Annotated in this window: 21 protein-coding genes; 5 read left to right on the forward strand and 16 right to left on the reverse strand. The window is 64.9% G+C overall.

Going from position 1 to position 20867, the window contains the following annotated elements; genetic code table 11:
• Positions 1 to 427: 427 nt before the first annotated feature.
• From ACIBG0_RS31575 to mftA, 6 genes are all read right to left on the reverse strand, one after another.
• Positions 428 to 1783: a GAF domain-containing protein gene (locus tag ACIBG0_RS31575; RefSeq protein WP_397037458.1), complete on the reverse strand. Its 1356-nt coding sequence runs from the start codon at positions 1781 to 1783 to the stop codon at positions 428 to 430.
• Between the two features lie 126 nt (positions 1784 to 1909).
• Entirely contained in the window at positions 1910 to 3340 is a 1431-nt protein-coding gene (gene mftG / locus ACIBG0_RS31580; protein ID WP_397037459.1) for a mycofactocin system GMC family oxidoreductase MftG, read from the reverse strand.
• A gap of 42 nt (positions 3341 to 3382) precedes the next feature.
• Positions 3383 to 4783 (reverse strand): mycofactocin biosynthesis glycosyltransferase MftF, encoded by a 1401-nt coding sequence (gene mftF / locus ACIBG0_RS31585; protein WP_397037461.1) that lies wholly within the window; start codon positions 4781 to 4783, stop codon positions 3383 to 3385.
• Between the two features lie 10 nt (positions 4784 to 4793).
• Positions 4794 to 4994, reverse strand: coding sequence for a hypothetical protein (locus ACIBG0_RS31590; RefSeq protein ID WP_397037463.1), 201 nt, complete (start codon positions 4992 to 4994; stop codon positions 4794 to 4796).
• Positions 4995 to 5014: 20 nt separating this feature from the next.
• Positions 5015 to 6562 carry a mycofactocin radical SAM maturase gene (gene mftC / locus ACIBG0_RS31595; protein ID WP_397037513.1) on the reverse strand — a complete coding sequence of 516 codons (1548 nt, stop codon included), beginning with the start codon at positions 6560 to 6562 and terminating at the stop codon, positions 5015 to 5017.
• A gap of 14 nt (positions 6563 to 6576) precedes the next feature.
• A complete protein-coding gene (gene mftA / locus ACIBG0_RS31600; protein WP_245720762.1) occupies positions 6577 to 6651 on the reverse strand; it encodes a mycofactocin precursor MftA in 75 nt (24 codons plus the stop codon).
• Positions 6652 to 7083: 432 nt separating this feature from the next.
• On the opposite strand from mftA, the gene mftR2 reads away from it, so the two are divergent.
• The gene (gene mftR2 / locus ACIBG0_RS31605; RefSeq protein ID WP_397037465.1) at positions 7084 to 7722 is read left to right on the forward strand and encodes a mycofactocin system transcriptional regulator MftR2; all 639 of its coding nucleotides are present in this window, start codon (positions 7084 to 7086) and stop codon (positions 7720 to 7722) included.
• A gap of 43 nt (positions 7723 to 7765) precedes the next feature.
• A complete protein-coding gene (locus tag ACIBG0_RS31610; protein ID WP_397037467.1) occupies positions 7766 to 8821 on the forward strand; it encodes a 2Fe-2S iron-sulfur cluster-binding protein in 1056 nt (351 codons plus the stop codon).
• A 13-nt stretch (positions 8822 to 8834) separates the two neighbouring features.
• On the opposite strand, the gene ACIBG0_RS31615 is transcribed toward ACIBG0_RS31610, so the two are convergent.
• The 3 genes from ACIBG0_RS31615 to ACIBG0_RS31625 all read right to left on the reverse strand — a co-directional run bounded on the left by ACIBG0_RS31615 (position 8835) and on the right by ACIBG0_RS31625 (position 11646).
• Entirely contained in the window at positions 8835 to 9575 is a 741-nt protein-coding gene (locus tag ACIBG0_RS31615) for a DNA alkylation repair protein (RefSeq protein WP_397037469.1), read from the reverse strand.
• Between the two features lie 80 nt (positions 9576 to 9655).
• Positions 9656 to 10417 carry a glutamate racemase gene (locus ACIBG0_RS31620; RefSeq protein ID WP_397037471.1) on the reverse strand — a complete coding sequence of 254 codons (762 nt, stop codon included), beginning with the start codon at positions 10415 to 10417 and terminating at the stop codon, positions 9656 to 9658.
• A gap of 29 nt (positions 10418 to 10446) precedes the next feature.
• Entirely contained in the window at positions 10447 to 11646 is a 1200-nt protein-coding gene (locus ACIBG0_RS31625) for an NAD(P)/FAD-dependent oxidoreductase (protein WP_397037473.1), read from the reverse strand.
• A 313-nt stretch (positions 11647 to 11959) separates the two neighbouring features.
• Between ACIBG0_RS31625 and ACIBG0_RS31630 the strand changes: the two genes are divergently transcribed.
• The 3 genes from ACIBG0_RS31630 to ACIBG0_RS31640 all read left to right on the forward strand — a co-directional run bounded on the left by ACIBG0_RS31630 (position 11960) and on the right by ACIBG0_RS31640 (position 13992).
• Positions 11960 to 12316, forward strand: coding sequence for an SPW repeat protein (locus tag ACIBG0_RS31630; protein ID WP_397037475.1), 357 nt, complete (start codon positions 11960 to 11962; stop codon positions 12314 to 12316).
• A gap of 5 nt (positions 12317 to 12321) precedes the next feature.
• On the forward strand, positions 12322 to 12945 hold the full coding sequence (locus ACIBG0_RS31635) for a TetR/AcrR family transcriptional regulator (protein WP_397037479.1): 624 nt from the start codon (positions 12322 to 12324) through the stop codon (positions 12943 to 12945).
• Positions 12946 to 13095: 150 nt separating this feature from the next.
• Positions 13096 to 13992, forward strand: a complete 897-nt coding sequence (locus ACIBG0_RS31640; protein ID WP_397037481.1) for a lipase family protein — start codon at positions 13096 to 13098, stop codon at positions 13990 to 13992.
• On the opposite strand, the gene ACIBG0_RS31645 is transcribed toward ACIBG0_RS31640, so the two are convergent.
• From ACIBG0_RS31645 to ACIBG0_RS31675, 7 genes are all read right to left on the reverse strand, one after another.
• Positions 13989 to 14798 (reverse strand): alpha/beta fold hydrolase, encoded by an 810-nt coding sequence (locus ACIBG0_RS31645; RefSeq protein WP_397037483.1) that lies wholly within the window; start codon positions 14796 to 14798, stop codon positions 13989 to 13991. The genes ACIBG0_RS31640 and ACIBG0_RS31645 overlap by 4 nt on opposite strands.
• A 124-nt stretch (positions 14799 to 14922) precedes the next feature.
• Positions 14923 to 16113, reverse strand: coding sequence for an elongation factor Tu (gene tuf, locus ACIBG0_RS31650; protein ID WP_062983881.1), 1191 nt, complete (start codon positions 16111 to 16113; stop codon positions 14923 to 14925).
• Between the two features lie 116 nt (positions 16114 to 16229).
• Positions 16230 to 18332: an elongation factor G gene (fusA, locus tag ACIBG0_RS31655; RefSeq protein WP_397037486.1), complete on the reverse strand. Its 2103-nt coding sequence runs from the start codon at positions 18330 to 18332 to the stop codon at positions 16230 to 16232.
• A 140-nt stretch (positions 18333 to 18472) separates the two neighbouring features.
• Complete coding sequence (gene rpsG / locus ACIBG0_RS31660) at positions 18473 to 18943, reverse strand: 30S ribosomal protein S7 (RefSeq protein ID WP_014353063.1); 471 nt, start codon at positions 18941 to 18943, stop codon at positions 18473 to 18475.
• A 1-nt stretch (position 18944) separates the two neighbouring features.
• Positions 18945 to 19319 (reverse strand): 30S ribosomal protein S12, encoded by a 375-nt coding sequence (gene rpsL / locus ACIBG0_RS31665; protein ID WP_014353064.1) that lies wholly within the window; start codon positions 19317 to 19319, stop codon positions 18945 to 18947.
• A 295-nt stretch (positions 19320 to 19614) separates the two neighbouring features.
• Positions 19615 to 20172 (reverse strand): DUF3558 domain-containing protein, encoded by a 558-nt coding sequence (locus tag ACIBG0_RS31670; protein ID WP_397037489.1) that lies wholly within the window; start codon positions 20170 to 20172, stop codon positions 19615 to 19617.
• An 11-nt stretch (positions 20173 to 20183) separates the two neighbouring features.
• Positions 20184 to 20711 (reverse strand): DUF3558 domain-containing protein, encoded by a 528-nt coding sequence (locus tag ACIBG0_RS31675; protein ID WP_397037491.1) that lies wholly within the window; start codon positions 20709 to 20711, stop codon positions 20184 to 20186.
• Positions 20712 to 20867: the final 156 nt, after the last annotated feature.

The raw sequence follows: 20867 nt of genomic DNA on the forward strand, positions 1-20867 counted from the left end.
GCCTCCTTGTTCGGCGTAAAACAGCTGGCCGAACGATTCCAGGCAGCACGAATAAGCCGCTGCGGCAACACGGTTCAGCGTTGTCACATGGCTTGGACGCCACCACAAGACGATTCGGCGAATGCGCGGGGCAAGACGACACCCGCGCGGGATCGAAACAGATTGCGCCCCGCTCGCGCCTAGCTCTTGATCGCTCCTCCAACGTCGCTGCCGCGGTGCGGGCGCCGCGGCGGTGTCAGCTACATCACACGGATGTGATCCGCATTGCGAAGACTAGGCGCTTCGTTAATAAAAAGGAACTTTTTGCACTAAAAAAAGTTGGTCGGCTGTCCAACGCCCTCAGCTGCGCCGACGCAGCTGGACAAAGCTGCGTTCGCGACCACAACGAGATCGCGAATGTGAGCCACAGCACTATCGGATGTGCAGACTATGAGCGCGAACGTTGCATCCGCGTTGCATCGGCGCCCAGCCGCCGATCGAGCACCCGAATCTTGGCCTCGATCTGCGCATAGAGCGGCGAATCGCGATCTACGGTCGCCCGATACGCGACCCAGGCCGCCGCATCATCGCGCCCCTCCGCACATGCGGTCCACCGGCGCAACACCGCGGCTTCACCGGAACCGAGCACCGCGGCACGCAACCGGACCCGAAGTTCATCGCGAATATCAACAATTCCCGGCGCGGTCGAGCGCGGCAGCACCGGACCCGCGTACAGCCGTAATGCGGCATCGACATCACCGGAATCGAGTGCGGCGCGTAGGGCCTCGATATCGGTTGCGATATGCACCCGCAATCGATATGGGCGCGAACCGAATACGGTCGGGCCGACCACCGCACGCAACCGCGACATGGCGGCGCGGATGGTGCCGTTGTCCAGATCCGTGTCATCGAGCAGCAGGGCCAGATGATCCGCGCCCAGCCCCTCCGGATGTTCGGCGAGCAGCAGCAGTATCTCGGCGTGCCGCTGCGACAACGGAACTCGATCACCCGCGACGGTCAGCAGCGGTTGTCCGAGCCCGAGTACATCAAGACCCAATCGCGCCGCCGCGATGTCATCGGTCGAACTCACCGTCGGGCGCTGACCCGCACGCATCGCGGTGAGCAGCAAATCCATTTCCGCGGCAGTCGATGTCGCCTTCACCAATGCCAGAATCTCCGGCTTGGCCACCCGCACGCCCCCGGCGATCATCAGCACCCCGACCAATCTGCCGTCGGGATCGTGCACCGGCGCGGCGGCACCGGTGATCTGATGCATCCGGTGCAGAAAGTGTTCGGGCCCATGGATCCACGCGGCCCGCCCGGTGCGCACCACCAGGCCGACGGCATTCGTGCCGATGCGGCGTTCGCTCAGATCATCGCCCGCGCGCAGCCCGATTTCGGCCGCGGCATCGATCTGATCGGAATTGCCGTGCACCCACAGCACCCGGCCGAACTGATCAGCGATCGCGACGATCAAACTCGTTCTGGCCGTGTCCTGTACGAGCAATTTGTCGATCAGCGGCATCAATGCGGCAATCGGATGCGCGTCGCGGTAGCGCTGCAGATCCGCACCACGCAGCCCGCGCCCGTCGAGCGGATCCATCGGATCGACGCCGCCACGCACACTGCGCAACCAGGATTCGAGCACGACGGGACGCAGCAGACCGGCAAGCTGCGACAGCTGCTCGCCACCCGCGCTAAGATATCCGTGTGCTTGTGCGGCATAGGCTTCCAGTGCGCCGAGCTGAGTGCCGGGTTCGACGCCGTGCCGTGGGGGCCGCCCACCTGCAAGATTGCTGACCATTTGCCTTTCTTTCCGCCCCAAACTGTACCGGCGCTCACAACCCGGGCACGGGCGTTGCCTGCGTTTGTCCGCCAGCTCACATCACGTTCAGACCTCGTACAAATGTGACCCACTCATCTTCGGAGATCACCGCGCGAGGTATTCGGCGACGCGTTCGGCAATCAGTACCGTCGTCGCCTGCGGACCGCGACTGAGCGGCACCGGAACAACGGAAAGATCCACCACGGATAAACCGCTCGTGCCGTGCACCCGACACTGCTCATCGACCACCGCACGCTCATCATCGGCACGGCCCATTCGGCAGGTTCCCGACAGATGTTGCGAGGTAGCCAGATTCGCGAACTGCCACCCGTCATCCGGTATCGAATCCAGCGGGCGCACCGTCGGTATCGCATGCAATATCTCGCGCGCCGAGCCAACCCCTTCCTGTAATCGAATCCGATCCGCCGCCTCCGATAAGTAGCGGTAATCGATGTGCGGCGGCACGGTCGGATCAGCGGAGCGAAGTCGGAGCACGCCTTCGGAATGCGGGCGCATGAGCGCCACACCCAGACGTCGGGTATACGGGGTAAACGTTACGGCGTACGGACGGATTTCGACATCGCCGAGTTCCAGCACATATTCCAGCGGGATGCCCCCGGGAGTCGGGTCCGACGGCTCGAAGCGGTAGTCGATGCCGATTTCGGGATGATCGCTGAACCCGGCGCCGACGGGCGCGGGATGCACCACCGGAATATCCAGCGCCCGAAGCTGTTCCGGATCGCCGATACCCGAGCGCAGCAGCAGCGCGGCAGATTCGATCGCGCCCGCGCACAACACGATGCGATCCGCATCGAGTGCGCCCGCCTTACCTTCGTGCACGTAGTCCACTCCCGTGGCGCGCGTGCCGTGGAAACGGATGCGGGTCACCAGCATTGCAGCGGTCACGGTGAGATTCGGACGCGCGAGCGCGGGCGCGAGATACGCCGTTGCGGTGTCGACCCGCCTGCCGTCTTCGATATTGCACGGCACCGGCCCGAACCCATCGGCCGAACCCGCGTCGGGCAGTGCGTTCAGATCAGGTATCAGCGGAAGGCCGAGCGCCGTGCAGGCCGAAGCGAATTCGCAGCTCACAGGAGCGGGCACAGTGACACGACGCACCGGTATCGGACCCGTCGCGCCGTGTCCAGGCTGGTCGCCGAAATTGTGGTCGCGCTCGAGTCGACGGTAGGTGGACAGGACCGCATCGTAGGACCAGCCGTCGAGTTCCTTGCTCCACGCGGCGAAATCCGGGGCCGTCGCCCGCACGAAGTAGCCGCCGTTGACCGCACCCGATCCGCCGATCACCTTGCCGCGCACGATATTCCCGGTGACCGCACCGGCCAATGTCACGGCATACCGCCACACCCACGGCGATTCGGGTCCGATCGGCATCCGCGTCGCATCGAGTAGTACCGCCGGATCGGTCGACACCGGACCCGCCTCCACCAGCCGCACTCGATGGTCCGGATCCGCACTCAGCCGGGCCGCCAGTACACACCCGGCCGTACCACCACCGATGATCAGCGTGTCGATCATCTACATCAGCTCATCGGGTGGTACAGCCATTACACGTTCGATTCAGCTCCGGGGCGTACTCGGCTTGAGCGATTCCAGGCTGCGCGCGCGGAATGCGCCCAGCCACAAGCCGGTTCCGTAGGCGATATCGTCCATCCGCTTATAGGCCACGTAGCGGAACGGGTCGAGCCCGCCCGCGTCACGATGAGTGAACCAGTCGGCCAGACCGTCCGCGACCGCCATGGTGATCGCGATGCGCCGTACCCGCCGGGACAGAATCATCGCCAACATGGTGACCGGCCAATAGTGTCGGCACATCGCCGAGGCCAGCCGCCAGATACCCGCGAAATAGCCACGCGCCAGATAGATCGCCGCGATCCTGGTGGAATTGTCAAGCCCGGTGAACACCCGGCGTAGTCGGGCCAGCGCGGTCACCAGGGTGATGAGTCCGCCGAGCAGTCCCCACTTCGTCAGCGTGGCGAACAGTATGGTCGCGACCACCGTCCAGAAGGGCACCGACAGCGGCGTCACCATGCCAGCGTGCCGCTCGCCCAGCGGCGCGGCACCGGTGCCGTAGAACAGCTTGCGACCGAACCACGCGCGGAATGAGATTCGATGATCGTGTGCGACGTGCGCCGCAGGCTCATAGCGCAGCCGCCAGCCCGCCTGCTCCAGCCGCCAGCACAGATCGACGTCCTCGGCCACCTGCATCGTCTCGTCGAACCCGTCCTGCGCGAGCAGCGCCCTGCGCCGCACCAGCATGGCCGCGCTCGGCACATAGGAGACCAGTCCGCGCGACTGCACGGCCGATTCGCGCCGTCCGAGATCGAGCGAGGAGCGGGTGTGTTCATAGCGCGCCAGCGCGTTGGACTCCGGATCCAGCGCGACGATCCGCGGCGCGACCAGCGCGACCTCCGGATCGCTGAAATGTCCGAGCATCACCTCGAGCCACCCGCTGCGCGGGACGACATCGGAGTCCAGAAAGGCGACGAAGTCGGTTGTCGCGGCTCGCAACCCGGCATTGCGCGCGGCGGCCGGGCCCTGTTTACGGTCGTGGCGCAGCACGGTCACCCGGCAGCGGGTGCCGCGGTTGCGCGGGATCTCCACAGGCTGATCCGAACCGTCGTCGACGACGATCACATTGTGTCCACGCAATGCCGCGAGCAATCGGGCAAGGCCGTCGGCATTGTTGTGTAGTGGCACGATCACGGTCACATCGTCGAGGGACGGCAGCAACCGGGGGCGCGGATTGCCGACGCCGGAGTCGAGCAGCCGTCTGGCAACAACGGCGGACTTCGGGCCGGTGACCTCGAGGTACCCGTCGCCGATCATCTCGGCGGCCTCCGGGGCAAGTCGCAGCAATCGGGCGGGCGAACCCCCGATCAGGATGCGTCCCCCGGAGTATGCGCGTACCCGTGGATCGATCCGCACCCCGAATCCGTCGGGCAGGCGATCGTGGCGCATTCCTGGCATGTTAGGCGGTGATTCGCGCATTGGCACCATCAGTCCGGAAAAAAGGACGGAATTCCGCGCGAATCCGCCCGTGCGGCGCAAGAATTCCCGCCGAATCGGTTCTTCGGCGGGTCGCAAGCGACTCGCCGAAGATAGCCAGCAACATGACAGCAATCATCAATTTGCCGCTCGATAGCCATCGTCGATCAACGAGATAGCGCATGGCTGGCTACCGCCCCGACATCAGTTCAGCGGGCTCTCGTCACAGGCCCGCGAAGGGCGTCGATCCGGCGACAGGCGCTCGGCGGCGGGGCGAGATACCGACAGTGTCAGTGGAATCGGGCCCGACTTACGCGAGCCAGGTCGGCTCGGCGCAATGCGTCGGGAATGGTCCACCGACGAGCGCGGGATCATCCGCCCGGCATCGGCGAGCGCCGCCTCGCCGTAGCCCTGGACGCATTCCGGATCCGGTCCGTCGGCGGGCAGCCCGGTGAAGAACTTCGCCGCCATGCACCCGCCGCGGCAGGAGTCGTAGTGCGCGCAGCCGGAGCACGCGCCGCCGCCGCTGGGCTCGCGCAGCTCGGTGAAGAGCTCCGATTCCTGCCATACGGTGCGGAAACCACCGTCCGCCAATACATTTCCGGCAAGGAACGTGTCGTGGATGGCGAAGGGGCAGGCATACACATCACCGACCGGATCCACCAGGCAGACCACTCGGCCCGCACCGCACATATTCAATCCGGGCAGTGCCTGACCGAACGCGGACAGATGGAAGAACGAATCGCCGGTGAGCACGCCCTCGCCATTGCGCACCAACCAGTCGTAGAGCACCCGTTGCTGTTCCGGCAGCGGATGCAGTTCGTCCCACACATCGGCTCCACGTCCCGACGGCCGCAGGCGGGTCAAACGCAGTGTGGCACCGTACTTGTCGGCGATCGCCTTGAACTCGTCGAGCTGGGCGATATTGTGCCGGGTCGCGACAACGGAGAGTTTCGCATCCGCGAATCCCGCGTCCGCAAGATTCTCCAGCGCCCTGATCGCCATGTCGTAGGAACCCGGTCCGCGCACCGCGTCGTTGACCTCGGCGTCCGCGCCATCCAACGAAATCTGTACGTCCACATAGTCACTCGCGGCGAGGCGCGCGGCGACCTCCGGCGTGATGCGAACGCCGTTGGTGGAGAACTTCACTCCGACATGGTGCGCGGTCGCGTAGTCGACCAGCTCCCAGAAGTCCGGGCGCACGGTGGGTTCTCCGCCGCCGATATTGACGTAGAAGATCTGCATGCGCTCGAACTCGTCGATGAGCGCCTTGCACTGTTCAGTGCTCAGCTCGCGCGGATCGCGGCGGCCCGAGGAGGACAGGCAATGCACACACGACAGATTGCAGGCATAGGTCAACTCCCATGTCAGGCAGATCGGCGCGGCCAAACCGGTTTCGAACTTATCGATCAGTCGCCCGCCCGTGACGGTCGACGGCTGCCCGGCAAGCGCCAGCGGCGCGACCGCCGGTATCGGAGCGCTGCCCGGTGCGGCCTGCCTGATCATGTCGGAGTCGGCCAGCTGATCCAATGCCCGAACATACTGTCCGGCCAGGTCATCGGTGACGCCCGCGGCATGCAGTGCCGCACGTGCCGAGACGTGCGCGGGCAGCGACCGCACGATCTCGAGTATCCGCGGGCTCTTCAGAAATGAGAGCTTGCGGGTGCCGAAGTGATAGAGCAGCGCGCCGAAGGACTCCGGCCGCAGCGCCACCCGCGGATGCAGCTCCCAACGGGTATCGAGATCGAGCATGGTCGCCGCGCCCGTCAGTAGACGCCGCACATACCGTCGATGGAGACCTCTTCGATGAGGGTCTCCTCGACCAGCGGCGCTTCCTCGATCGAACGGGACTCGGCCGCCCCGATCCGTCCGGTGTTGTCGGTATCGGTGTGTCCGATGGATCCGTACTCCGGCATGCCTACCTCCGAGATGTAACCGAGTTCCGCGGCCACAGGTGTAGCCGTCATCACACAATAACGTCACGAGCTGACAAAATGGAACAGGTGATGTGTAGGTCCCGCGCGGACGCACGCCGACAGCGTCACAGTCACGCGCTCTAGACTGCGGGTGGCAAGCAGCTGAACAGGACGTGACGGGCGATTCGACCCGCGGCGGTAGAGGTGGCATGGGAGTCGGACGAATGCAGACGAGCGGGGGCGGCAACACCGCGTGGTGCCAGCTCGAGGGCCGGAGGCAGCTGCGGAACCACGCAAGCCCTGGGAGCACCGCACATCGAACGCCGCGGTGCGAGCTCGAGACCCGGAGGCCTCAGCATGCGTAACCAAGTAGGGCCTGGGAGCACCGCGAATCGAACACTGTCGGAGTCCGAGATCGTCGAGGCCGCGTTGCGGGTGGTGCGTGAGGACGGCGTGGAGAAGTTGTCGATGCGGCGGCTCTCCCGTGAGCTCGGCGTTTCCCCGATGGCGCCGTACTACTACGTCGCGGATAAACGCGAACTGCTCGATCTCGTCGCCACCGCGGCGCTGACCGGAGTTCGCAAGCCACCGGCCGATTCCGGACCGTGGCAGCAGCGGCTGCGCGATCTGATCGACCAGATCGATGAGAAGCTGCGCAAGCATCCCGGACTCGGCGATGTGCTGATCGAGCAGATGTTGGGAAAACAGCTCGACCTGATCGCCGCGATCATGGAGATCCTGTTCGAAGCCGGATTCAACGATCGCAATGTGCTCGCCGGGTACGCGACCATCCACACTTACCTATTCGGCCGTCGCCGGGTGAACCCGAGAGACCCGCAGCCACTGGCCGATGTCGCACTGCCCGACTCGGTGGCGCGAGCCACCCGATACATGCCCGACCTGCGCGGAAAGTATGCCTACGACTTCGGCATGGAGGTACTGATCGCGGGCCTGGAAGCCCAGCTTGTCCGTCAGCCGGATCCCGACGTACGATGAAACTGAAACACGTTCTAGTTTTGTTGCGGTTCGAGAGGACGAGATGACCACCGTCGAGGTTCCACACGGTTCGCGTTCAGTCGTGCTGCGGGTAGCCGCGGTCATCGCCGAGACGCCGGACACCTGTTCGCTGGTCTTCGACGTCCCGGAAGAGCTGCGCGAGCGTTTCAGCTATCAGCCGGGCCAGTTCCTCACCCTGCGCATCCCGAGCGATCTGACCGGCTCGGTGGCGCGGTGCTATTCGCTGGCCAGCTCGCCGTACACCGATGACAAGCCCAAGGTGACCGTCAAGCGGACCGTCGGCGGCTACGGGTCGAACTGGGTGTGCGACAACGTCAAAGCGGGCGACACGATCGAAGTGCTACCGCCCTCGGGCGTTTTCACGCCGAAGGATCTCGATGACGATCTGCTGCTATTCGGCGCGGGCAGCGGCATCACACCGGTCATGTCCATCCTGAAATCGGCGCTGGCCCGCGGCGGCGGCCGAATCGTATTGATCTACGCCAATCGCGATCACGAGTCGGTGATCTTCGCGGGCGAGCTGCGCGAATTGGCCGAGAAGCATCCGCAGCGGCTCACCGTTATTCACTGGCTCGAGCACCTACAGGGACTGCCGACCACCGACGGTTTGGCCGCGCTGGTCGAGCCGTACACCAGCTACCACGCCTTCATGTGCGGTCCCAAGCCGTTCATGGACCGGGTGCACGACGCACTCGGCCAGCTCGAGGTGCCGCGCTCACGCACCCACACCGAGGTGTTCAATTCCCTTGCTGGAGATCCGTTCGCGGATCAGGCACCGGTCGAGGTGACCGACGAGGAGGCGGCCGATGCGGCCACCGTCGAGGTCGAACTCGACGGTGAAGTACACGAGCTGAAGTGGCCGCGCAAGCAGACCCTGGTAGACATCATGCTGTCGAAGGGGCTGGATGTGCCGTACTCCTGCCAGGAGGGCGAGTGCGGTTCCTGTGCGTGCACGGTACTAGAGGGCAAGGTCGAAATGGACAATGCCGAAATCCTCGATCCCGAGGATATCGAGAACGGCTATATCCTCGGCTGCCAGGCACATCCGGTCACCGATCACCTGCGCATCCAATTCTGATCGGCGCAGCCCTTCACAGCTCGCGGTAATGGACGCGTACAGCGGGATCGAGGCGTTCGGTCGCGTAACTCAGTGCGGTGCGGCCCATTCGCGCCGCATGCTCGTCGAGGAAGCCGGTGAGCAGTCGCTCATCGATGCGCTTGCCGACCTCGCGCAGCATCCAGCCGAGCGCTTTCTGGATCAGATCGCGGCGGTCGTCGAGGAGTCGTTCGGCGAGTTCGAAGGTGGTCGAGGCATCGCCTGCCTTGATGAACGCGAACGTCGTCAGCAGTGCCACCCGACGCTCCCAGAGCGAGTCCGCGCGTACCAGTTCGAACACCACGTCACGGGGTCGGTCGAGTAGCCAAGGGCCGAGGATGTTTTCGGCGGATACGTCGACCAGATCCCAGTTGTTCACCCGGCCCCGGCGCACCGCGGCGAGGTAGAGATCGACCATCGCCGCTTGCGCATCGATATCGAGCGTGCGCGGTCCGGCCGCCGCAGCGAATTCGGCATTGAGAATAATCAGTGCGGCGAGCCGGTCCTCGTGCACGGCACTGTCCAGCAGTTTGTCGATCTCATCGAGGGAAAGTGCCGCAAAGCGTTTCGCGATCGATCGGGTTACCGGCACACGCACACCGAGGAAGACATCGCCCTCGCCGTACTCACCGCGCCCGGTCTTGAAGAACCGCTGCAGATGAATGGCATCGGCTGGATCGGCGACCTCGGCGAGCGCCGCATGCACATCGGCGGCCGTCGGTGGGGCTGCGGGCATCAGTGAACCTCCGATCGTCGAGCAGACCAAGGTCATTCAACACAGTGGAGCGACGGGGCGACCCTGGCGAATCGCCGGTGCTACCCCGGAGCTCCCAGAATCCGCCCCGACTCGAAAGCCGCCGCACTGGTGGGCAATTCACCCGGCCGCCCACTGTTGAACACCCGCACCTCACCATTGCCGGTAGTCGGTCTGCCCAGTGCATCCATGCGCCGAATCGTCTGCGCCGCAACGGCTTGTGCGCTGTCGAACAGTCGCACACCGTCCGGCAGCGCGGCCACAATGGCATCGATGACCAGCGGATAGTGCGTACAGCCGAGCACCACACCCTCGACATCGTCCGGCGTCTGTTCGGCCGCCCGCGCGATCGAATCACGGGCCGCGGCCAGATCACCGCGGTCGATCGAATCCGCCAGACCGTGGCAGGCGATGCCGACCACCTTCGCATCGCCGCCGAAGCGGGCGATCAGATCGGCCTGGTATCGGCTGACTGTCGTCGCCGCGGTGGCCCACACCGCGACCGATTTGCACACCGCGGCGGCGGGTTTGATCGCGGGGACCGTGCCGATTACCGGAATCCCCGTCCCGACGTCCGCGCGCACCTCATCCAAGGCGGTGACGCTGGCCGTATTACACGGGAGCACGAGCACTTCCGCGCCGAGCCGAACCGAGCTGCGCGCCGCGTCGACCACCCGGTCGGTCACCCACTGCTCCGGCTTGGGACCCCACGGCGCGCCGTCCGGGTCCAGCTGGAGTAGCAGGTCGACATCGGGCCGCAGCTTGCGCAGCCAGGCGGCCGTGGGCAGCAACCCCAGCCCGGAATCGATGAGCGCGACGATCACCCGACCACCGTATTACAACGGAATAATCGCTACGGCTGGGCCGTCTCGAGCAGGTCCGCGACCGGCGCACCCGCGGCGATCTTGGCGCGCGCCTTCATCACCTGCGCGGTCTTTCCCGCGCCGACCACGCCGGTGAGATTGCCGTGATGGGAGTAGTAGGCCAGGAACTTGCGGCCGTCGTCGGAGACGATGTGGATTTCGTCGTCGGCATTCGGGGTGCCGAGCGCCTGGATCTTCACGTCGTACTGATCGCTCCAGAAGTAGGGCACCCGCGCCGCTGTCGGCGATTCGGCGCCCAGCAGCGCACACGCCAGCAGCCGCGCCTGCTCACCGGCATTGGTCCAGTGCTCGACGCGCTTGCGCAACCCGGTCTCGTGCAGCCAGGCCGACACATCACCGACCGCCCACACACCCTCGACCGAGGTGCGTCCCACCTCATCCGCGAGTACGCCGCCACCTACCGACGGTTCGGCCAGTGCGATACCGGAATCGGCGAGCCATTCGGTCACCGGCCGGGAACCGACACCGACGACCACCAGATCGGCGGCCACCTCGCTGCCATCGGAGAGCCGGGCGCCGCGTACGCGATCATCATCGGAAAGGAAGGTGTCCAGGCCGGTTCCGCAGCGCAGATCGACGCCCTCCGCACGATGCATGCGCGCGACCAGCGCACCGATCTCGGCCCCGAGCACGGAGGCCAGCGGCGTCGGCTGCGGTTCGACGAGTACGACCTCGACACCACTGGCCCGGAAACTCGCCGCGAGTTCACAGCCGATGAATCCGGCCCCGACCACCAGGGCGGTACTCGCGCCGGACAATTCGTCGCGCAGCGCGGCGGCGTCGGCATAACCGCGCAGTACGTGCACGCCGCGCAGATCCGGCAGCCCGGGCAAACGCCGCGGCCGCAGACCCGTCGCGATGATCAGCTGGTCGTAGTCGAGCGTGGCGCCGTCTGCCAGGCGCACCCGGCGGGCATCGGTGTCGACGCCGACCGCCTCCGTATTCAGCCGCAGGTCGATCCGCTTCTCATCGAAGAATTCGGCGGGGCGCAGGGTGGTGTCGTCGGTTTCACCGCGCACGAACTGCTTGGACAGCGGCGGGCGATCGTAGGGCAGCCGCGATTCCTCGCCGACCAGGATCAGCTCGCCCTCGTAACCGGCGCGGCGCAATTCCTCCGCGGTGCGCAAACCGGCCAGGCCAGCTCCGATGATTACGATCGGCCCGGTCATGCGGCCACCTCGCTGGCGCGCGACTCCGGCATGACCGGGGGGCCGGCTGTGTCTATGGATTGCTCGCTGCGCTCACTCACGCACGGCCTCCCTTCGGTAACTGCCTGGCAGGTGCCGGGTCGAGTTGGCATTCGTCGCTGACGGTGACGCAGCTAACCCTAACCTTCACTTGGTCGCGAATCGCCGTGACGGCCGTCACTCCGGCATATCCGACCGATCGGTGCGCAATCGTATCCATAGCTATATTGATCGGGCGGTCAATCAGAGTTAGATCTGGGTAAGGAGAACAATTCAGAGCCTGAGGAGGCACACCATGTTCACCGAAAGTCGAGCGCAGGACCTCCTGGCCGTTGTGCTGGGTGTCTTCACCGCGCTGTCACCCCTGTGGGTGACCCACAACGACAACGCCATGTGGACGCTGATCGTGCTGGGCGTGCTCATCGCCCTCACCGGCCTGGCACAGATGTACCGCGCGACCCTGACGGCCGCCGACTACGCGATGGGCCTGTTCGGCGCTTTGCTGTTCATCTCCCCGTGGGCGATGGACTACACCGACTACCGCGGCGCATCCTGGACCGCATGGGTAGTGGGCGTGGTGACGGTAGTGGTCGCGGTGGCGGCACTGCCGACGGTGTCGGACCGGTTGCACGACATGGCGCCGCATCACTGATGCAGATGCCGAAACCTCGGCGAGTCGGGCGTCGTCGTAGCGCCAAAGTCGACGGCGACGCCCGTCAGCTAATTCTCGATGCCGCGGAACGACTGTTCGCGGCACAGGGATTCGACGCGACCGCGACAGCGGCCATTGCCGAGAGCGCCGCTGTCCCCAAGGGGCTGGTCTTCTACTACTTCCCCACCAAGGATTCGATCCTGTCCGCACTGATGGCCGAGCGGGTGCCCGCCCAGGCGATCGCCGATATCGGCACTGTGGTCGCACCGGGCGATCCGGCGGCCAGTCTGATCAATCTCGATGCCGCGCTCAATCTGCGCGATCACCATTCGTCGGTACTGCGGGTGATCATGTGGCGCGAGGCCGATACCCATCCCGACGTCCGCCGCCAATTGCGCCGCCTGCGCGATCAACTGCTCGACGTCACCGCCCGGGTGCTGCAGGCCAGTGCGCCCGCCCCGGTCCAGCCCGGCACGCTGCGCGCGTGCGCCGCGGCTTGGGTTTCGGCGATGTTCGCCATTGCCAGCACCGATCGGCTGCATGCTCTCGACGGACTGTCGTTACCGACCGCCGATGAAATCTGCAACGTCGCCCAGGTCGTTGCTGCGGGTATGACACAACTCGGCTGAGCACCGAATCCGAAAGGCGCGCCTTCTCAATGCGGGTGCAGGGATAGCACCGTCACGCTGATCAAATTCCGTTCGACGAATTCCACCGGCCGACCGATCGCGGCCACGACGACGGTGCTGACCCCGCGCTCACATCGACCCGATGGGCCGGTGCTGTCCTATCAGCACATCATCAACGGCCTCGGGGCCAAGTGCGCGATTTCCCGCGTGCTGTACACCTCGGATCCGAACCTGCAGGTCCGCGAGGCGATATTGCTCAACTCCCTGCTGCTGAGCGGGTGGAGTGTCGCACTGCCCGATCACCTCGGACCGACCTTCGCCTACGGTGCGGCCCGGCTCGGCGGCCAGATCACCCTGGACGGCATTCGCGCCGTGCGCCGGGTCCCCGAACTAGCGGCAGCACATAGCCGGATCGCCATGGCCGGATATTCCGGCGGCGGTATGGCCACCGCATTCGCCGCGGCGCTGGCGCCTTCGTACGCGCCGGAACTCGAGATCGCGGGCGCCGCGACCGGTGGCGTGCCGATGAATATGGTGAAAATGCTGGAACGCGTCGACTTCAGTCCGCACCCGGCATTCGGACTAGTGATGGCGGCCGCCCTCGGGCTGGAGCGAAAATATCCGGATCGCTTTCCGATCAGCGACTATCTGAACGCACACGGGGTGGCCGCACGCAAAGCCATCGCCAACGGCTGCACCAATGAAATCCTCACCACCGGCGCGGGCCACAGCGTCCGGGATTATGCGAGCAGTCTGACGATGATCGGTAATCGCAGCGCCAGGGCCGTGGTAGAGGAGAACAGTCTGGAACTGTTCGACGGAATCCCGAACATACCGATATTCGAATGGCATTCGCCCAGCGATTCACTCATCCCGACCGAGTCGATCCTCAATGTCAACAGCCGCTACTGCGCGGCCGGAGTACCGTTGCAGGCCGAACTCATCTACTCCCCCGAACATCTGAGTGCCGCCATCCTCGGCATTCCCTCGGTGCTGTCCTGGCTCGCCGCACGCTTCCGCGGCGATCCGGCACCGAGCAACTGCTAGTCGGCCAGAAAGGCGACGACATCGGGGACAAAGCGCTTCACAACCCCGATATGAGTGGTTTCCGGATAAATGATCAAGCGCGAATTCGGGATTCCGTCCGCGGTGCGGCGGAAGGTCTGCGTGCTGTAGGCGCCGTCGCGGTCGCCGCCGAGAACGAGGGTCGGCGCGGCGATATCGCCGAGTCGGCCGGAGAGATCGAAACCGTCCTCGGCACGGATGAAGGCCAGCGTGTCGGCCGGATTCTTCGGGCGCGCAAGGGGATCTGCCAACCACATACCCGCCGCTGCGATGCGCTGCGCGATCGGCGATGTGGACCCGACGGCGGCCATATGGTGCAGTGCGCGCTTACCCGCATAGGCCGCCTCACCATAGGCTAATTGCGCTGTGCGAGTGGCATTTTCCAGGGTGTAGCCGGATGAGGCGATGATCAGTCGACGTACCGCGGCAGGATGATCCGCCGCCAGTTGCAGCGCCAGCGATCCACCCGAGGAGACACCGAGGACATCGACCGGCGCACCGAATTCGGCCCGCAACGCATCCGCGTGCTCGGCGGCGATATCGGCCATCGTCGTCCCCTCGGCCATACCGGGCGCACGATTGACCGCATACACGCGAAAATGCGCCGCCAGCGGTGCCAGCATCTTGATTTCGGACTGACGCATCCATCCGGTCGGATTGGCGTGATCCGGGGTGAACCACCGCAGGAATACCAGCGGCCGCCCGGCACCGAGCGCGAGATACGGCATTCCGTGCGTCAGGGTCCCCTCGGTGACCTCGAGCGCGGTGGCCAGCGCCGAACTCCTCATAGCATCCTCCGATCAACCGGTCTTTACCCCCTTTTGCCCGACGTTAACCACAGCGGCGATGCCCCGAAATGCCGAACGGCGCCGCCCCTTTCGGAGCGACGCCGTTCGACAGCGATTCAGTGAATCACTTGATGATCTTCGTGACGCGACCGGCGCCGACGGTGCGGCCACCCTCGCGGATCGCGAAGCGCAGACCCTCGTCCATGGCGACCGGCTGGATCAGCTTGACGGACATCTCGGTGTTGTCACCGGGCATGACCATCTCGGTGCCCTCGGGCAGGGTCACAACGCCCGTCACGTCAGTCGTACGGAAGTAGAACTGCGGACGGTAGTTGTTGAAGAACGGGGTGTGGCGGCCACCCTCGTCCTTGGACAGGATGTAGGCCTGACCCTCGAACTCGGTGTGCGGGGTGGTGGTGCCCGGCTTCACGACGACCTGGCCACGCTCGACATCTTCGCGCTTGATACCACGAACCAGCAGACCGACGTTGTCACCGGCCTGGCCCTGGTCGAGCAGCTTGCGGAACATCTCGATACCGGTGACGGTGGTCTTGGTGCTCTTCTCGCGGATGCCGACGATCTCGACTTCCTCGTTCACGTTGATCACACCGCGCTCGACGCGACCGGTGACGACGGTGCCACGACCGGTGATCGTGAAGACGTCCTCGACCGGCATCAGGAACGGCTTGTCGGTCTCACGAACCGGGTCCGGGATGGACTCGTCGACCGCGGCCATGAGCTCGAGCACCGACTCGGTCCACTTCGGGTCGCCCTCGAGCGCCTTCAGACCGGAAACGCGCACGACCGGCGCTTCCTCGTCGAACTCCTGCGAGGCCAGCAGCTCGCGGACCTCCATCTCGACGAGCTCGAGGATCTCGTCGTCGTCGACCATATCGGCCTTGTTCAGCGCGACCAGGATGTAGGGCACGCCGACCTGACGGGCGAGCAGCACGTGCTCACGGGTCTGCGGCATCGGGCCGTCGGTGGCGGCGACCACGAGGATGGCACCGTCCATCTGCGCCGCACCGGTGATCATGTTCTTGATGTAGTCGGCGTGACCCGGCGCGTCGACGTGTGCGTAGTGGCGCTTCTCCGTCTGGTACTCGACGTGGGAGATGTTGATCGTGATACCACGAGCCTTCTCCTCAGGCGCCTTGTCGATCTGATCGAAGGCAAAGCTCTCGTTCAGATCCGGGTACTTGTCAGCCAGCACCTTGGTGATCGCTGCGGTCAGCGTGGTCTTGCCGTGGTCGACGTGACCGATGGTGCCGATGTTGACGTGCGGCTTCGTCCGCTCGAACTTCGCCTTCGCCACTTGGTGTCCTCCTGGACTTGTTGGTGCGTGCAGTTGCAGCAGTGCGGTTTACATATTGGGGGTCGTGCATGACTCCCGGCTGATAAGGGCAAGTCTTGCACCTGCCCATATCGGACTTATTCGCCGGTCGCCTTGGCGATGATCTCCTTCGACACGTTGGCCGGAACCTCCGCGTACGAATCGAACACCATGGAGTAGTTCGCCCGGCCCTGGGTCTTCGACCGCAGGTCACCGATGTAACCGAACATCTCCGAGAGCGGAACCAGCGCCTTGACGACACGGGCACCACTGCGTTCCTCCATGGCCTGGATCTGGCCACGGCGGGAATTCAGGTCGCCGATCACATCGCCCATGTAATCCTCGGGCGTGATGACCTCGACCGCCATCAGCGGTTCGAGGATCACCGGACCGGCCTTACGGGCCGCTTCCTTCAGGGCCTGCGAGCCGGCGATCTTGAAGGCCATTTCCGACGAGTCGACGTCGTGGTAGGCGCCGTCGAGCAGCGTGACCTTCAGGTTCACCAGCGGGTAGCCCGCGAGCACACCGTACTGCATGGCATCCTGCGCGCCCGCGTCCACCGAAGGGATGTATTCGCGGGGCACGCGGCCACCGGTGACCTTGTTCTCGAACTCGTAGGTCGCGCCGTCCTCGCCGACGAACGGCTCGACGGCGATGATGACCTTCGCGAACTGGCCGGAGCCACCCGTCTGCTTCTTGTGGGTGAACTCGAGCTTCTCGACCGGCTTGGTGATCGTCTCGCGGTAGGCCACCTGCGGCTTACCGACGTTCGCCTCGACCTTGAACTCGCGGCGCATGCGGTCGACGAGGATGTCGAGGTGCAGCTCGCCCATACCGCCGATGACGGTCTGGCCGGTCTCCTGGTCGAGCTTGACCGAGAAGGTCGGGTCCTCTTCGGAGAGGCGCTGGATCGCGGTGCCCAGCTTTTCCTGGTCGGACTTGGTCTTGGGCTCGATGGAGACCTCGATGACCGGGTCCGGGAAGGTCATGGACTCGAGCACGATCTGGTTCTGCGGATCGCACAGGGTGTCACCGGTGGTGGTGTCCTTCAGGCCGATGACCGCGTAGATGTGGCCCGCGACGGCCTCGGTGACCGGGTTCTCCTTGTTGGAGTGCATCTGGAACAACTTGCCCAGACGCTCCTTCTTACCCTTGGTCGAGTTGATGACCTGGGCGCCGGAGTCGACCTTGCCCGAGTACACCCGGACGTAGGTCAGCTTGCCGAAGAAGGGGTGCACGGCGATCTTGAACGCCAGCGCCGAGAACGGCTCACTGGTGTTCGCGTCGCGGTGGATGATCTCCTCTTCCTTGCCCGGGACGTGGCCGTCGGTGCCACCATCGTCCAGCGGGGTCGGCAGGTAGTCGATCACGGCGTCGAGCATGGGCTGCACGCCCTTGTTCTTGAACGCCGAACCGCACAGGATCGGGTAGAGCTCGGAGTTGACCGTCAGCTTGCGGATGGCGCCCTTGATCTCCTCGATCGAGAGCTCCTCGCCGCCGAAGAACTTCTCCAGCAGCGCCTCGTCCGATTCGGCGACGGTCTCGAGCAGCTCCTGGCGGTACTGCTCGGCCTTCTCCTTCAGATCGGCCGGGATCTCTTCGATCTCGTACTTCTCGCCGAGCTTGGTCTCGCCCTTCCAGACCTTGGCGTGCATCTCGACCAGGTCGACGACACCCTCGAAGGTGTCCTCGGCGCCGATCGGAAGCTGGATGACCAACGGCTTGGCGCCGAGGCGGTCCTTGATGGTCTGCACGGTGAAGTAGAAGTCCGCACCGAGCTTGTCCATCTTGTTGACGAAGCAGATCCGAGGCACGCCGTACTTATCGGCCTGACGCCACACCTGCTCGGACTGCGGCTCGACGCCTTCCTTGCCGTCGAACACCGCAACGGCGCCGTCCAGCACGCGCAGCGACCGCTCCACCTCAACGGTGAAGTCGACGTGCCCGGGGGTGTCGATGATGTTGATCTGGTTGTCGTTCCAGAAGCATGTGGTGGCCGCGGAGGTGATGGTGATACCACGCTCCTGCTCCTGCTCCATCCAGTCCATGGTGGCGGCGCCATCGTGGACTTCACCGATCTTGTAGGTGATGCCGGTGTAGAAGAGGATGCGTTCAGTTGTGGTCGTCTTGCCCGCATCAATGTGGGCCATGATGCCGATGTTGCGGACCTTGTTCAGGTCGGTGAGCACGTCCTGTGCCACGGAAATCTTCCCCGCTCGTAGCTAGTTGGGATTCTCGGGGACGACCGGCGTGGTCGTCTCTATGTCAACGCCGGAAGCGGCAGGTAAGTGCCGCTTTCCGACTGTGCCTCCCGACCCAGAAACGACGGGCCGGGTAGACGTCACCAGCGGTAGTGCGCGAAGGCCCGGTTGGATTCGGCCATCTTGTGGGTGTCCTCACGACGCTTCACCGAAGCGCCGAGGCCGTTGCTGGCGTCGAGCAGCTCGTTGGCGAGGCGCTCGACCATGGTCTTCTCGCGACGGGCGCGCGAGAAGTTCACCAGCCAGCGCAGCGCCAGGGTGTTGGCGCGGCCGGGACGAACCTCGACCGGCACCTGGTAGGTGGCGCCACCTACGCGGCGGGGCTTCACCTCGAGGGACGGCTTGACATTGTCGAGCGCGCGCTTGAGCGTGACGACCGGATCGGTGCCGGTCTTCTCGCGCGCCTGCTCCAGCGCGCCGTAGACGATGCGCTCGGCCGTGGACTTCTTGCCATCCAGCAGGATCTTGTTGACCAGCTGAGTAACCAGCGGCGAACCGTAGACCGGGTCGTTGATCAGCGGACGCTTGGGTGCGGGGCCCTTGCGTGGCATATCAGCTCTTCTCCTTCTTGGCGCCGTAACGGCTGCGGGCCTGCTTGCGGTTCTTCACACCCTGAGTGTCGAGCGAGCCACGGATGATCTTGTAGCGGACACCCGGAAGGTCCTTCACACGACCGCCGCGAACGAGCACCATCGAGTGCTCCTGCAGGTTGTGGCCCTCACCCGGGATGTAGGCCGTGACCTCGACCGCGCTGGTCAGGCGAACACGCGCGACCTTGCGCAGCGCGGAGTTCGGCTTCTTCGGGGTGGTGGTGTACACGCGGGTGCACACGCCACGACGCTGCGGGCTCCCCTTGAGGGCCGCAGTCTTGGTCTTGGCGACCTTGTCGCGACGACCCTTGCGGACCAGCTGGTTGATGGTTGGCATAGACCGGCTTTCCTTAATTAGTTAACGCGGTGTCTGGAACTTCATGTCTTTGTAATCGAGCTTTCACTCGCACGTCCGGCCGCGTTTCTCGCGTCCCGAGGTCGGGCGTGTCGCACGCAAGACATATCCCGAATTCCGGGCACGCCGGAAAGGTCAGCCGCTCTCGCTGGCCTACGTTTGCGCACGAACTTGCCCGCATGCTTCCGGGCACAGCGGTCCACGATACTCGTGACCGCGACACAGGGTCAAAGTGGGGTCGGTCATCACGCCCGAGGGGCCATTACCACCTACCAGGCTACCGCGCCAGATTCAGCGTCAACTCGACCAATTTCTGCGCGCCCGCGCACGGATCGGGATGGCCGCCGGGATGGTAGTTGATCCACCAGCCGATAATGCCGGTGTCGGCGGCCCCCGCACTCACCCCACACGAGTCGGGATCGTTCGGACGCGTCGTCTTCAGCCCGCGCCGCCCCTGCACGGTGATGTTCTCGGTGTTGTAGCCGAGCTTGTCGTTGGTGGACTTCTCGTTGTTGAGCGAACCTTCCTCATACCAATTGAGGGTCACCATGGCCGAGCCGCCCGGCGCGTCTTCGACATCCCACATGCACACCGCGCCGTTGAACGACGGGGAAACGACCGACGCGTTGCCGACCGCCGCACCGATCTGGTCCAGCCCGACCACCTCGCATTCGCGCAGCAGCTTGTCGAAATTGGTATTGATCGTGGTGGTGCCGCTGCCGCCGGCCGGATGCGCTGAACCCTTGACGGTCTTACCGCAGCCACCGGCCGACACCGCGACCGCGAGCACCGCGGCGGCGACAGCCGCGACCCGCAGACCAGGACGTGAACTCATCCGCATTCCCCTCACTGCAGCCGCTGCACGGTCAACTCGGCCAGCTTGCGAGTCCGGTCACACGGATTGCCCTGCTCGGAGAACAGCCCGTAGGACATCGACCATTCGAAGAAATCGTCATCGAGCTGCACCGCCAGATCGCAGACCGAACCGCTGGGATCCAGTGCCTGGAAGCCCTTGCGGCCACCGACATCGATGGTCTCCGGATCGCGCCCGACATTGGACACCCAGGCCTTCTCGCGATCGATCGGACTACCCCGATAAGACGCGAAAGTCACACTCGGCGAAGCGAGTCCGGCGGATTGGAAGTTGCAGCCGACCGAATTCCGGTTGACCCTGGACAGTTGAGTCAGTCCCGCGATATCGCGCACCTCTTGATCGGTGACATGGCCGCACTCACCGACGAACGGGCCGAGCGTCGCGACCTTGGGCGGCGGGCGCAGCGGGGCATTCGAGGAATCGGAGTCACCATCCGAGCCGCAGGCCGACAGCGTCAATACCAAGGCCAGACCGGTGATGATCGCCGACGGGATCCGCATGCCGTGAACTCTACTGAATATTTGGCAGCGCCTCCGGCGCTGCGTGTTCGCGGCCCCCTTGGTCTCGCGTCCGAGCCGTCGAGACTCGCGCCTGCGGCGCATGCGCTTCGACGACTCGGGAGACGGGCCGCGAACTCCTCGCTCGAGACCTGCTCC

Source organism: Nocardia sp. NPDC050630 (assembly GCF_044457245.1).
In the GTDB taxonomy this organism is placed as follows: domain Bacteria; phylum Actinomycetota; class Actinomycetes; order Mycobacteriales; family Mycobacteriaceae; genus Nocardia.

Excerpts from the sequence above, each read along its gene's own strand:
- ACIBG0_RS31575 (WP_397037458.1), bottom strand. The coding sequence starts at position 1,783 with ATGGTCAGCAATCTTGCAGGTGGGCGGCCCCCACGGCACGGCGTCGAA.
- mftG (WP_397037459.1), bottom strand. The coding sequence starts at position 3,340 with ATGATCGACACGCTGATCATCGGTGGTGGTACGGCCGGGTGTGTACTG.
- mftF (WP_397037461.1), bottom strand. The coding sequence starts at position 4,783 with ATGCGCCACGATCGCCTGCCCGACGGATTCGGGGTGCGGATCGATCCA.
- ACIBG0_RS31590 (WP_397037463.1), bottom strand. The coding sequence starts at position 4,994 with ATGCGCTATCTCGTTGATCGACGATGGCTATCGAGCGGCAAATTGATG.
- mftC (WP_397037513.1), bottom strand. The coding sequence starts at position 6,562 with ATGCTCGATCTCGATACCCGTTGGGAGCTGCATCCGCGGGTGGCGCTG.
- mftR2 (WP_397037465.1), top strand. The coding sequence starts at position 7,084 with ATGCGTAACCAAGTAGGGCCTGGGAGCACCGCGAATCGAACACTGTCG.
- ACIBG0_RS31610 (WP_397037467.1), top strand. The coding sequence starts at position 7,766 with ATGACCACCGTCGAGGTTCCACACGGTTCGCGTTCAGTCGTGCTGCGG.
- ACIBG0_RS31615 (WP_397037469.1), bottom strand. The coding sequence starts at position 9,575 with ATGCCCGCAGCCCCACCGACGGCCGCCGATGTGCATGCGGCGCTCGCC.
- ACIBG0_RS31625 (WP_397037473.1), bottom strand. The coding sequence starts at position 11,646 with ATGACCGGGCCGATCGTAATCATCGGAGCTGGCCTGGCCGGTTTGCGC.
- ACIBG0_RS31630 (WP_397037475.1), top strand. The coding sequence starts at position 11,960 with ATGTTCACCGAAAGTCGAGCGCAGGACCTCCTGGCCGTTGTGCTGGGT.
- ACIBG0_RS31635 (WP_397037479.1), top strand. The coding sequence starts at position 12,322 with ATGCCGAAACCTCGGCGAGTCGGGCGTCGTCGTAGCGCCAAAGTCGAC.
- ACIBG0_RS31645 (WP_397037483.1), bottom strand. The coding sequence starts at position 14,798 with ATGAGGAGTTCGGCGCTGGCCACCGCGCTCGAGGTCACCGAGGGGACC.
- rpsG (WP_014353063.1), bottom strand. The coding sequence starts at position 18,943 with ATGCCACGCAAGGGCCCCGCACCCAAGCGTCCGCTGATCAACGACCCG.
- rpsL (WP_014353064.1), bottom strand. The coding sequence starts at position 19,319 with ATGCCAACCATCAACCAGCTGGTCCGCAAGGGTCGTCGCGACAAGGTC.
- ACIBG0_RS31670 (WP_397037489.1), bottom strand. The coding sequence starts at position 20,172 with ATGAGTTCACGTCCTGGTCTGCGGGTCGCGGCTGTCGCCGCCGCGGTG.
- ACIBG0_RS31675 (WP_397037491.1), bottom strand. The coding sequence starts at position 20,711 with ATGCGGATCCCGTCGGCGATCATCACCGGTCTGGCCTTGGTATTGACG.